At 68.7% G+C, this 11813-nt stretch carries 10 protein-coding genes; 2 read left to right on the top strand and 8 right to left on the bottom strand.

Annotation, left to right across the window (positions count from 1 at the left end):
- Positions 1-35: 35 nt before the first annotated feature.
- Entirely contained in the window at positions 36-1592 is a 1557-nt protein-coding gene (locus tag AORI_RS49040; protein ID WP_016332000.1) for an alpha/beta hydrolase, read from the bottom strand.
- Positions 1593-1882: 290 nt separating this feature from the next.
- Here AORI_RS49040 and AORI_RS49035 point away from each other — a divergent pair, with 290 nt between their 5' ends.
- Positions 1883-3055, top strand: a complete 1173-nt coding sequence (locus AORI_RS49035) for a macrolide family glycosyltransferase (protein WP_016331999.1) — start codon at positions 1883-1885, stop codon at positions 3053-3055.
- Positions 3056-3124: 69 nt separating this feature from the next.
- Here the strand turns inward: AORI_RS49035 and AORI_RS49030 are convergent, their stop codons facing one another.
- The 5 genes from AORI_RS49030 to AORI_RS49010 form a co-directional block, all read right to left on the bottom strand.
- The gene (locus tag AORI_RS49030; protein ID WP_016331998.1) at positions 3125-4852 is read right to left on the bottom strand and encodes an aminotransferase class V-fold PLP-dependent enzyme; all 1728 of its coding nucleotides are present in this window, start codon (positions 4850-4852) and stop codon (positions 3125-3127) included.
- Complete coding sequence (locus tag AORI_RS49025) at positions 4849-5616, bottom strand: amino acid ABC transporter ATP-binding protein (RefSeq protein WP_016331997.1); 768 nt, start codon at positions 5614-5616, stop codon at positions 4849-4851. The genes AORI_RS49030 and AORI_RS49025 overlap by 4 nt, the downstream gene beginning before the upstream one ends.
- Positions 5609-6508, bottom strand: coding sequence for an amino acid ABC transporter permease (locus tag AORI_RS49020; RefSeq protein WP_016331996.1), 900 nt, complete (start codon positions 6506-6508; stop codon positions 5609-5611). Before AORI_RS49020 ends, AORI_RS49025 begins: the two co-directional genes overlap by 8 nt.
- Positions 6495-7463 carry an ABC transporter substrate-binding protein gene (locus AORI_RS49015; RefSeq protein ID WP_016331995.1) on the bottom strand — a complete coding sequence of 323 codons (969 nt, stop codon included), beginning with the start codon at positions 7461-7463 and terminating at the stop codon, positions 6495-6497. Before AORI_RS49015 ends, AORI_RS49020 begins: the two co-directional genes overlap by 14 nt.
- Positions 7464-7635: 172 nt before the next feature.
- Complete coding sequence (locus AORI_RS49010; protein ID WP_016331994.1) at positions 7636-8853, bottom strand: family 8 glycosyl hydrolase; 1218 nt, start codon at positions 8851-8853, stop codon at positions 7636-7638.
- Between the two features lie 142 nt (positions 8854-8995).
- On the opposite strand from AORI_RS49010, the gene AORI_RS49005 reads away from it, so the two are divergent.
- On the top strand, positions 8996-9397 hold the full coding sequence (locus tag AORI_RS49005; protein WP_016331993.1) for a PPOX class F420-dependent oxidoreductase: 402 nt from the start codon (positions 8996-8998) through the stop codon (positions 9395-9397).
- Positions 9398-9671: 274 nt separating this feature from the next.
- On the opposite strand, the gene AORI_RS49000 is transcribed toward AORI_RS49005, so the two are convergent.
- Both AORI_RS49000 and AORI_RS48995 read right to left on the bottom strand, forming a co-directional pair.
- Positions 9672-10211 (bottom strand): TetR/AcrR family transcriptional regulator, encoded by a 540-nt coding sequence (locus AORI_RS49000; RefSeq protein WP_016331992.1) that lies wholly within the window; start codon positions 10209-10211, stop codon positions 9672-9674.
- Positions 10211-11776 carry a long-chain-fatty-acid--CoA ligase gene (locus tag AORI_RS48995; protein ID WP_016331991.1) on the bottom strand — a complete coding sequence of 522 codons (1566 nt, stop codon included), beginning with the start codon at positions 11774-11776 and terminating at the stop codon, positions 10211-10213. The genes AORI_RS49000 and AORI_RS48995 overlap by 1 nt, the downstream gene beginning before the upstream one ends.
- Between the last annotated feature and the right edge of the window lie 37 nt (positions 11777-11813).

The raw sequence follows: 11813 nt of genomic DNA, 5'->3' as shown, positions 1-11813 counted from the left end.
CTGAGCCGAGGGAAGGGGGCCTTCACGCGCATCCTTTAGGCGGGGACCCGGGAGAGTGCCGTGCCGGGGGCCGAAGCGGGTGCCGGAGGCGGCACCGGGAGCGGCAGCGGCGCGCATTCGACGTCGGCCGTGCGCCCCGGCTTGCGGTCGGGCAGCGCCCCGGTCGCCAGGTAATCGGCGATCCGGTTGTCGACGCAAGCGTTTCCGCGCGGGGTGATGGCGTGGCTCGTACCCCCCGGCTCACCGATCAGGCGAGCGCCGGGGAACCGGCTGCGCACCTCGAGGCTGCCCTCGTACGGCGTCGCCGCGTCGAGCGTCTCGCCGATCATCAGCACGCTCGGCACCTTCGAGCCGTCGACCTTGACCGGCTTGCCGGGTTTCGCCGGCCAGAACAGGCAGGGCGCGTTGAACCAGGCGTTCTGCCAGGTGAAGTACGGCGCCTTTTCATACGTCCGCCAGTTGTCGCGCTTCCACTGCTGCCAGCTCGGCGGCCACTTCACGTCCGTGCACTGGACGGCGAGGTAGACGGCGTACCCGTTGTCGTCACCGCGGCCGCCGAAGGCCTCGAACAGGCCCTTCATCGTCTGCCAGTCGCCCTTGTTGACGAACTTCGCGAGCGCGTCGCCGAGCAGCGTCCACCGCAGCTGGTAGTACGACGCCTGCTGGAAGACGTCGAGGAGTTCGTCCGGCCCGATGAAACCACCGGCCGGGACGGCGGCCACCTTCTTCAGTTGTTCATTGAAGACCTGCTTCACCGCGGCCTGCGTCTTGCCGAGGTGATAGACGCCGTCGTGCTGCGCGACCCAGCCGAACCAGATGTTCAGGTTGACGTCGAAGGCCACGTCCTGGTTGAGGTTCGCCTGGTACCAGACGTTGCGGGGGTCCACAGTGGAATCGAGGACCATCCGCCGGACGTGCTGCGGGAACAGCGTCCCGTAGACCTGGCCGAGGTAGGTGCCGTAGGAGTACCCGTAGAAGTTCAGCTGCTCCACGCGGAGCGCCTTGCGGATACTTTCCATGTCCTTGACCGTGTCGGTCGTCTTGATGTTCTCCAGCAGCGCGCGGCTGTTCTTCTCCGCGCACGCGTCGGCGTAGGACTTCGAGCGCTGCAGCCAGGTCTTCTCCAGCTGCCGCGTGGTCGGCACGTAGTTCGGCCGGTTGTAGTCCATGTAGTCGGGGATGCACGAAAGCGCCGGCTTGCTGGAGCCGACGCCGCGCGGGTCGAAGCCGACCCAGTCGTAGGCGTCACCGGCGCGGTTCGGCACGCGGGTGCCGCGGGTGGCGAGCAGCAGCCCGGAGCCACCCGGACCGCCGGGGTTGGTGAGCATGACGCCCTGGTACTGCGCGTCGGGCGTCTTGTGCTTGACGCGGCTGAGCGCGAGCTGGATCTTCTCGCCGCGCGGCCTCGAATAGTCCAGCGGAACGGACAGGTAGCCGCATTCGGCGCCGGCGTTGATCAACGTCGGGTCGGTGCACGCTCCCCAGGTGATCGACTCGACGGGCTGTGCCGCCTCCGCCGCGCCGGCCGGCGCGGTCACCGCGACCGAGGCGAGCGTGGCCGCGGCCAGCGCGGTGATGAGAACACGTCTCAAGGTTTCTCCCTTTCCCTCCAAAGGTGAAAGCCCCGAAACCCTATCCACGTCCGTGACCTGCGGAAGCCTTCCGGCGAAGGTCCCTACCAACGGCGGGTCCCGATCGCGGCAAACCGGGCAACCGGTTAATCGGTTGGGATGCTTCGCCGACCTCGCTAGGCTGTCGATCATGATCTACTTCATCCGCCTGCGCACCGCCTGAGACGGCGTGACCGCAGGGCCGCCCGCGATCGGGAGGCCCCTTTTCTGCACGCCGTCTGACGTTCCTCCACGGATTCAGACAGGACATCATGCAGAACCAGCACATCGCCATGATCGGCTCCACCGCGCCGAGTCACATCTATCCCTCGCTGGCGATCATCCGTGAGCTGGTCGCTCGCGGGCACCGGGTCAGCTACGCCGTGGGCGAGCCGCTCACCGGGCTGATCGAGCCGACCGGGGCCGAGGTCGTCGCCCACCCGTCGATCCTCCCGCTCGGCGACCAGGCGGCGTGGCCGGAGGATCCGGCGTCGCAGATGCGGGTCTTCCTCGACGAGGGCATCCAGGCGATGCCGGTGCTCACCGATTTCTACGACGAGAACCGCCCGGACCTGCTGCTGTACGACATCGGCGGGCTTCCGGCGCCGCTGCTGGCCAGGCGCTACGGCGTGCCGGCGGTGCAGCTTTCCCCGACGTACGTCGCCTGGGAAGGCTACGAGGAGGACATGGGTGAGATCATCACCGCGATCCGGACCTCACCGTCCGGAAAGGACTATTTCGCCACTTTCACCCGCTGGCTGAACGAAAACGGCATCGAGGCCGACGCCTGGGACTGGATCTCCCATCCGCCCCAGGTACTCGCACTGCTGCCGAAGGCGATGCAGCCGAACGTCGAACGGGTGCCATCGACGGTCCGGTTCGTCGGCCCGGCGCTGGACCCGGAACGCCTCGCCGACCGGAGCTGGACCCCGCCGTCGAACGGCCGGAAAGTCCTCCTGATGTCGCTCGGCACGGCGTTCACCGACCAGCTCGACCTGTTCCGCGCCTGCGTGGACGGGTTCCGCGACTCGGACTGGCACGTGGTCATCTCGATCGGCCAGACCGATCCGGCCTCGCTCGGGCCGCTGCCGGAGCACATCGAGGTCCATCGGTTCGTGCCGCAACTCGCGGTGCTGGAGGCCGCGTCGGCGTTCATCACGCACGCCGGTATGGGCGGCAGCACGGAATCGCTGTGGTACGGCGTGCCGACCGTCGCGATCCCGCTGGCCACCGACGGCTTCGGCAACGCGGCGAAACTGGCCGAACTCGGCGTCGGTGAGCAACTTCCGGCCGACGAGGTGACGGCCTCGACGCTGCGGGCCGCTGTCGAGCGGGTCGCCGGGTCGCCCGAGGTGGCCGCGCGCCTGGCCGAGGTGCGGGCCGAGACCCGCGGGAACGGCGGGATCGATCGGGCCGCCGACGCGGTGGAGTCCTTCCTCGCGTAGCTCCCCAGTGCTATGAAAGGTCCTTTCCTTGCAAAATTTGCAAGGAAAGGACCTTTCATAGCACGCGCGTCAGGTGCCCCGGATCTCGTTCAGGTAGTTGTAGATCGTGTACCGCGTGACGTCGAGTTCCCCGGCGAGGTGGTCCACCGAGTCCTTGATGAGGAAGAAGCCCGCCTCGTCCAGTTCCCGGACCACGGCCGCCTTGTGCCGTTTCTTCATCAGGTCCACCGGGATCCCGGCCTTCGCCACCGCACGCCCGACCAGGAAGCGCTGCAGGCTGTCGACGTCGGGCGGGAACGTCTCGGGTTCGTGCCCGTCGGCCTTCGGCGCGCCGTCGGACAGCCGGTTGACGCACAGGCAGCCGATCGCGACCCCGTCCGCGTCCCGCAGGAACAACGTCGACGAGCGGATCGCGCGCCCGTCGGGGCCGTGGGTCTCGTAGTTCGTCAGATCCTGCGTGGTGCCGCGCCGGACGAGCCCGAGCAGCAGATCCGTCATCGGTCCGCCGACCGTCCGGCCGGTGAGGTCGCCCGCGATGGCGACGATCGAATCCGGCAGCCTGCTCAGATCGTGCAGCAGGACTTCGTTGCCCGGCCCCAGCATCGCCGCGAGCGCGTGCACCGCCGGGACGAGCGCGGTGAGCAGATCGCCGGACGCCGTGGACGCGATGACGGGCGTCTCGAAGATCCGGGCCGGTTTCTTCAGCCGTTCCAACACAGAACGCACCTGTTCCGCCGCGCTCGCCGGAGTGGACGCGTGCGGCGACAGCCGGACGTGTTCCGGCCGCACGGTCGCGGCGATCCCGGCGCTCGCCAGCGCGGACCCCACCTGTTCGGCCGCGTGCCCCGGCAAGGTGAAGGCGAGGATCCCGGCCCGTCGCTCGACGGCCGAAACCACCTCGCCACCAACGGATTTCACGACGTCTTCGAGTTCGCCGACCCGTTCGGCGATCCGCCCGGCGATGGCGCCGACACCCGCCTCCTCGACCAGTTCCAGCGCGGCCGCGAACGCACCCGAGGTGATCGGGCTCAGGTTCGAGATCGACCACGCGGCCGCGGTGTCGTCGGCCGGGTGGATCTCGTCGTCGAACAGGCCGGGATCGCGGGCACCGGTCCAGCCGGAAAGGATCGGCTCCATCCGCTCCAGCGCGCGGTGAGACAGCACGGCGAAACCGGTGCCCCAGCCCGCCCGCAGCCACTTCTGCCCGCCGACGACGAGCACGTCCGCGACCTCCCACGGCGCCTCGGTCACGCCGAAGCCCTGGATCCCGTCGACCACGAGGAGCCGGTCCCCGGCCACCTCGCGGATGGCCGCCAGATCGGCGCGGTACCCGGTGCGGAAGTCGACCGCGCTCACGCTCACCAGCGACGTCTCCGGGGTCAGCGCCGCCTTGACCGCGTCCGCGGTGACGTTGCCCAGCGGCAGCCGCCGCACGGTCAGCCGCCCCGCCTGTTCCGCGCGCGCCCACGGGTAGGTGTTGGCCGGGAACTCCGCCGCCGACACCAGCGCCTCGCCGCCCGGCGCGTTGAACGCGGCCTGGAACAAGCCGAGACTGGTGTGCGGCAACAGCACCGTGTGGTCGGTGTCGCTGCCGGAAAGCCGCGCCGCGGCGGCCTTGGCCCTGGTCTCCTGCCGCATCAGGTCGTCCACTGTGGACGGACCGGCCTTGGTCGAGGCGTCGAGCAGGCTCGCCGTCGTGTCGAGCACGGCGTGCGAGGGCGGGCCGAACCGGGCGAAGTCGAGGTACCCGGCGGGCTCGCCGAACTGCAGCAGGTACCGCGGCGAGATCCGCGTCATGCGAGGACCCTGGCCAGGAACTGCTTGGTCCGCTCGTGCTTCGGGTCGCTCAGGATCTCCCCCGGCGGCCCGGTCTCGACGACCGTGCCGTCGGCCATGAACACCACCTCGTCCGCGGCCTCGGCCGCGAACCCCATTTCGTGCGTCACCACGACCATCGTCATCCCCTCCGCGGCCAACGTACCCATCACCGCCAGCACCTCGCCGACGAGTTCCGGGTCCAGCGCCGAGGTCGGCTCGTCGAACAGCATCAGCTTCGGTTTCATCGCGAGCGACCGGGCGATCGCGACCCGCTGCTGCTGCCCGCCGGAAAGCTGCGCCGGGTACGCGTCGGCGCGATGCGCGAGACCGACCCGGTCGAGCAGATCGAGCGCCTGCTCCCTGGCTTCCTCCACGGGGACGCCGAGTACCCGCACCGGCCCCTCGACGACGTTCTGCAGCGCCGTCCGATGGCCGAACAGGTTGAACCGCTGGAACACCATGCCGATGTCGCGCCGCTGCCGGGCGACCTCGCGTTCCTTCAGCTCGTACAGCTTGCCGTCGCGCAGCCGGAACCCGATCGGCTCGCCGTCGACCCAGACCTGCCCGGCGTCGATCGTCTCCAGATGGTTGACACAGCGCAGGAAGGTGCTCTTCCCCGCGCCGGACGGGCCGAGCAGGCAGACGACCTGTCCTTTGTGGACTTCGAGGTCGATGCCGCCCAGCACCTCGGTGTGGCCGTAGCTCTTGCGGACGCCGACGGCCTTGAGCAGTGGCTCAGACACGTTCACTCCTCACCAGTGGCGCGGTGCGCAGGGCCTTGGCGGCACGGGAGAACGGGCTCCTCGACCGGTCTTCGGCGTCGAAGGCGCGCTCCAGGTAGTGCTGCCCCACCCCGGCGACGGTCACCACGACCATGTACCAGACGGCGGCGGCCAGCAGGGTCTCCATCACCAGCAGGTTGTTGGACGAGATGTTGTTGGCGGCGTGGATCAGCTCGGTCACGCCGATCACCGACGCCATCGACGTGCCCTTGAGCATGTTGATGAAGTCGTTGCCGGTCGGCGGGATGATCACCCGCATCGCCTGCGGCAGCACCACGCGGCGCAGCGTCGCGCCCGGCGACATCCCGATCGACTTCGCCGCCTCGGTCTGTCCACTGTCGACACTGTTCAGCCCGGCGCGGACGATCTCCGCCATGTACGCGCTTTCGTTGAGCGCCAAGCCGAGCAGCGCGGCGGTGAACGCGGTGATCAGCACGTTGGTCTGCTCGTGCAGCAGATAGCCGCCGAACGGCAGCGGGATCGAGATGAACTCGAAGACCAGCGCCAGGTTGTACCAGATCAGGATCTGCAACAGCACCGGAAGCCCGCGGAACAGCCAGATGTAGCCGGCGGCGAACCAGCGCGCCACCGGATTCGCCGAGCGGCGCATCAACGCGATCACGATCCCGATGACGATCGCCGAACCCTGCGCGATCACCGCGAGCAGCACGGTGTTGAGCAGGCCGACCGCCATCACCCGGTACCACAGGAACTCGGGGACCGAATCCCACTGGATCTGCGCGTTGCCGAGCGCGATCCCGAGCAGGATCAGCAGCGCCAGGATGATCGCGGCGCTGACCCACCGGCCCCAGTGTTTGCGCCGGACGATCGGCAGCGGCTCAGCTTCCGCCATTGAGCTTCGCCTCCTTGAGCGCGCCCTGCTCGACGCCCCAGGCCTGGAGGATCTTGCCGTAGCCGCCGTCGGCGATCAGCGACTGCAGTGCCTTCTGGATCGACTCGGCGAGCGGCTTGTTCTCCTTGTTGACACCGATCCCGTACGGCCCGCCGTTGATCGGCTCGCCGGGAACGACCTCGAAGAACTTGCCCTCGCCCGCGGTCCGCGAGATGTAGACCGCGCTGGGCAGGTCGTTGAGGATGGCGGCGACCCGGCCGGTGCGGAGCTGGTTCTGGTTCTGGGTGTCGGAGTCGGTCGCGGTGACGGTCAACGCGGGCTTGCCCGCCTGCGTGCATTCGCCGTTCTGCTCTTCGGCGAACTTCTGGTGGCTCGTCCCCTGCACCACCGCGACGTTCTTGCCGCACAACGTGTCCGGCCCCGAGATCTGGTCGGGGTTGCCCTTGCGGACCATGATCGTGATGCCGGACGAGAAGTAGTCGACGAAATCGATCTGCGCCTGACGGGTCTTCGTGTCGTTCATCGCGGCCATCGTGAGGTCGACGCGGCCGGACTGGAGGCTCGTGATCAGCGAACCGAACGCCATGTCCTGGTGGTGCACGGTGACGCCCAGTTTCTTGCCGATGGCCTTGGCGAGGTCGACCTCGTAGCCGATCGGGGTCTTGCCGTCGGCGGCGTAGAAGTTGTTCGGCGCGGACTGCAGGTTCGACGCCAGGTGCAGCATCCCGGCCTGCGCGTACTTCGCGGGCAGGGTGCCGGCGACGGCGGCGTCCTTCTGGACGGACTCGATCAGCGCGGTCGTGTCCGGGATCGCGGCGGGCGCTCCCGGGGCCGCGGGTTCCTGGCCGCCGGCACCGTCGGGCCCGCCTCCGCAGGCCGCGGTGACGAGCGCGGCCAGGCCGGTGAGCACGGCCAAGCGCCAGGTTCGGTTCAGGGTGAGCGGCGTCGACGGCATGACGGACCTCCACGGTGCCTCGGGTGGTCGCCGACGCTACAACTGGGTGTTGAAGAGGTCAACTGCGTGTTGAAATCTTGTCCGGTCGGATGTCATGAAAGGGTCGTTCAGGACAAAAAAAGTCCTGAACGACCCTTTCATGACACTTCAGTAAGCGGTGGGCACCGCCGGATCAGACCGCGACGTAGTTCCCCGAGAGGATGATCAGGACCTGCACGGTGATACCGGTGCCGTAGTAGTCCTTGGCGTTCGGCGACCAGGCGGTGATCGACGTCCACAGCTTGTCCAGCCAGGCCTGGCTGCCCGGGTCGTTCATCGCCGCGATGGCGAACGACGCGGTGAAGCAGGGGTGCTGCCCGGTCTCACCCGGCAGCTTGGACCCGGACAGGGTGTAGCCGGAGGTGATCTTGGCCGGGTTGCCGCCGGTGTTCTGCTGGATCCAGGTGTTCATCTTCCGCACCTGCCCCTGCGCCGGGCTGCCCGAGACGGTGATCCCGTCGACACCGAGCCGCCACGGGTCACGGCAGGCGTTGTAGCCGTAGTGCGGGTCGTGGTCCTCGAGGAAGCCGTCCGGCGCGGGCTTCGGCGTGGAGTTGGTGTTGACCACGAAGTCCGGGATCAGGCCGGTCTTCGGCGCGTACTGCTGCTGCAGCTGCGTGACCGCCTTCTCCTGCCGGGTGCGGACCTGGCCCCAGAAGGAGTCACCGGTGGCCTTCTCGAACGCGCGAAGATGTCCGGGCATCCAGTCCGAGGAGCGCGAGCTGTTGATGTACTTGCCGCTGTCGGCCCAGTCCGCCAGCCGCATGAACTTGGTGTCGGGGTTGACCTCGCTGCGCTTGATCGCCTTGATGATCCGCAGCGCCTCGGCCTTGTAGTTGACCGAACCCCCGCTGCCCCAGACCTTGTCGGCGAGGAGCAGGCCGTACGCGATCTCGAGGTCGCCGTCGGTCGCCGCGTCACTGCCGTTGACGCTCTTGCAGTTCTCGTCCTGCTCGGCGGCGTGCAGATCCTTGTCGATCACGGACGGGTGCGCCTTCACGAACTTCAGGATGCCGTCGAAGACCGTGCGCGCCTGCGAGTCCTTGCCCGCCATCATGGCCGCGATGGTCATACCGTAGCCCTGACCCTCGGCCACGAAGGCGTGGTCGGCGTCCGGCGCCTTGACCGCGTACGTGCCCGCGCCGCACTTGGTGGTCAGGAAGTTCTTCTTCCAGTAGTCGTAGTACTTGGCGAGTGCCGCGTCCTGCGCCGACTGGGAGACGGACGGGCGCAGAACGCCCGGCAGGTAAGGGGTCCCCTGAGCGGTCGCCGCGGCGGCGGGGGCGGTCGTGGCGATCAGCCCGGCGGTCAGCGCGGCCGCGGCCAGCGCTGTCCGAACGGTCTTTCTCATGGCTCCTCCGGGAAACGTCGTTGGTGGCGGCGGCGCGTTCCGAGAGTGACATCCGGATCGGGCAAAAACAAGAGAGTTAAGAAAGTTTCCTTACTATTACCTCAAATGACGCCTGTATGACCGGTGCCTTAGCGTTGACACCATGAAGATCGACCTGAGCGAACGCGGCGAAGCCTTCCGGGAATTCTGGACCGAGCGGCACCTCGCCACCCTGACCACCGTCCGCCCGGACGGCACCCCGCACGTCGTCGCGGTCGGGGTCACGGTGGACTTCGAGGCCGGGATCGCCCGGGTGATCACGTTCCGCTCGTCCAAGAAGGCGCGCCTGGTCAAGGAAGCGGGCGAAGGCGGCATTCCGGTCGCCGCCTGCCAGATCGACGGGCCCCGGTGGTCCACTTTGGAGGGCCGTGCCGTGCTGCGCGAAGACCCGGAGTCCGTGCGCGACGCGGAGGATCGCTACGCCGCGCGCTACCGGCAGCCGAAGCCGAACCCGGAACGCGTGGTCATCGAGATCACCGTGACGCGGGTGCTCGGCAACGCTTGACAGGCCCGCATCTCACCACGCTGCCGGTAAGCCAAGACTGAACGGAAGGCCGTTGCGTCAGGCCCGCGAAGACCCTTCGCAGGCTTCAAGATGGGCCGAGTCGCCCATGGCGGCACGATCCCGAGGGTCGCGAGCGGCATGCCCGCTTTGGTCACTTTGCGCAGGGGTCGTGAGTGATTTGGGTGGTTCTAACCCTCATTAACACTCACGACCCCTAGTGGACGCGATATGTCTCCTGTGGACGCTCAAGGCCGGGCCTGTCCTTCACCTCCCGCTAGCCGGCGAGCACGAGCCGGGTGTATTCGTCCAGGATCTCGCCGAGGTCGGTGAATCCGCCCGCCGAGGCCACCTGCTGGTAGCCCACCAGCATCGCCAGCCCGAGCGAGGTCACGACCTCCGCACGACGCCGGTCGGGGATCAGCTCGGCCACCACCCTCCCGACCGTCTTGACCCGGGCGTCGTCTACGCGTTTCTGTGCCACGCGAACGGTTTCGTCGTTCGCCGCCCAGGCGCGGATGGCCGCCTCGGCGCGATGGCGGAGTCCGCGCGTCAGGCTCATCAGCGCGGCGAAATCCGCCTCGGGGCCACCGGAGCCGAAGTCCAGTTCCCGCAGGATCCGGACCTGCCGCTGCGCCCAGAAGTCGAGCAAGGCGCTGACGAACCCGGGCCAGCCGCCGAAATGGTGGTAGAAGGATCCGCTGGTGACACCGAGGCGCCTGCCGAGCGCGCCGACGTTGAGCCCGGCGAACCCGGACTCGGCGAGGATCTCCAGCGCCGCGTCGAAGTACTGCTCGCGGCTGACGGTCGACGGCATCAGACGGCGCGCTCCCGCCCCTCCCAGTACGGGCGCCGCAGGGTGCGTTTGAGGATCTTGCCGGTCGCGTTGCGCGGCAACGCCTCCACGATCTCGACCGTGCGCGGGCATTTGTAGTGCGCCAGGCGTTCCCGGCAGTACTCGACGAGTTCGACGGCGTCGACGCGCTCTCCCGGAGCCGGGGCGACCACGGCCTTGACCTGCTCGCCCCAGCGATCGTCGGGGACCCCGATCACGGCGACCTCGCCGACCGCGGGATGTTCGGCGATGACCCGCTCCACCTCCGGCGAGTAGACGTTCTCGCCACCGGTGATGATCATGTCCTTCACGCGGTCTTCGATGAACACGAAACCGCCGTCGTCGACCCTGCCGACGTCACCGCTGCGGACCCAGCCGTCGACGATCGTCTCGGCGGTCGCCTCGGGTTTGCCCAGATAGCCCGCCATCGCCTGATCGGTACGGAACCACAGCTCGCCGGGAGTCCCCGGCTCGCAGTCTTCGAGCGTTGCCGGGTCGACGACGCGCATCCCCACCCCGGGCAGCACCGTGCCCGCCGACGCCAGCCGCTCCGGCCGGGCGGGGTCGCGATGCGCGTCCGGGCCGAGCGTCGTCACCACGCCGGACAGCTCGGTCATGCCGTAGACCTGCACGAACCGCGTGTCCGGCCAGGCCGCGAGTGCCTTGCGCAGCAACGGGAGCGGCATCGGCGAAGCGCCGTAGCCCAGGTACTTCAACCGCGCGAACGCGGCGACGGCCTGCTCCCCCGCCTGCATGATGCCGGCGACCACCGCGGGCACCAGGAACGCGTGTGTGACCCCTTCGGCGAGCGCGCCCAGCAAAGACTTGCCGTCGGGCTCGCGGGTCATCGTCGTCGGCTGCCCGTAGTGGAAACCGATGATCGCGTAACAACTCCCGCCGACGTGGAACAGCGGCATCGCGACCAGATTGCGGTCACCGTCGCCCATCGGGAACGCGGCCCCGGCGTTGCGGCTGTGCGCCAGCAGGTTGCGGTGGGTCAGGACGGCGCCCTTGGGGAAACCGGTGGTGCCGCTGGTGTAGATGATCAGCGCGCCGTCGTGTTCGCCGACCTCGGGTGAGGGCCCGGCAGGTGTCGCGCCTGCCAGGAAGTCCTCGTACTGGTCGTCTTCTCCTCCGACGACGATCACCCGCTCGACCGACGGCAGCCGATCGCGCAGCGCCTCGACGGCGGGCAGCAGTTCCGGTCCGGCGAAGACGATCCGCGCGCCACTGTCGCCGAGGACGTACGCCAGTTCCTCCGGGGCGAGACGCCAGTTGACGACCGCGTTCGCCGCGCCGAGCGAGGACGCGCCGAAGGTCACCTCCAGACAGGCGGGCGTGTTCTTGTCGACGAAGGCGACCCTGTCGCCTCTGCCGATTCCGGCGGCCGCGAGCGCCCCGGTGACGCGCCGCGCCCGGTCGTCGAGTTCCTCCCAGGTGAGCCGCCGGCCCTGGAACGAGAGGGCCTCCCGCTCGGGGAGCACCTTCGCCCAGTGCGCGAAAAGTTCACCGAGAAGCCGCACATCCGGACGCGCGTCGTCGGGCATGCCGGACCCCTTTCGCCTGGTCGGAGCCGCCATAGAG

Source organism: Amycolatopsis keratiniphila, assembly GCF_000400635.2.
Lineage (GTDB): Bacteria > Actinomycetota > Actinomycetes > Mycobacteriales > Pseudonocardiaceae > Amycolatopsis > Amycolatopsis keratiniphila.
Note: the sequence above shows the minus strand (reverse complement) of the source record. Positions and strands in the feature narration are given on the sequence as shown.

Coding starts and splice junctions, on each gene's coding strand:
- AORI_RS49005 (WP_016331993.1), top strand. CDS start 8,996: ATGAAGATCGACCTGAGCGAACGCGGCGAAGCCTTCCGGGAATTCTGG.
- AORI_RS49035 (WP_016331999.1), top strand. CDS start 1,883: ATGCAGAACCAGCACATCGCCATGATCGGCTCCACCGCGCCGAGTCAC.
- AORI_RS49015 (WP_016331995.1), bottom strand. CDS start 7,463: ATGCCGTCGACGCCGCTCACCCTGAACCGAACCTGGCGCTTGGCCGTG.
- AORI_RS48995 (WP_016331991.1), bottom strand. CDS start 11,776: ATGCCCGACGACGCGCGTCCGGATGTGCGGCTTCTCGGTGAACTTTTC.
- AORI_RS49030 (WP_016331998.1), bottom strand. CDS start 4,852: ATGACGCGGATCTCGCCGCGGTACCTGCTGCAGTTCGGCGAGCCCGCC.
- AORI_RS49020 (WP_016331996.1), bottom strand. CDS start 6,508: ATGGCGGAAGCTGAGCCGCTGCCGATCGTCCGGCGCAAACACTGGGGC.
- AORI_RS49010 (WP_016331994.1), bottom strand. CDS start 8,853: ATGAGAAAGACCGTTCGGACAGCGCTGGCCGCGGCCGCGCTGACCGCC.
- AORI_RS49000 (WP_016331992.1), bottom strand. CDS start 10,211: ATGCCGTCGACCGTCAGCCGCGAGCAGTACTTCGACGCGGCGCTGGAG.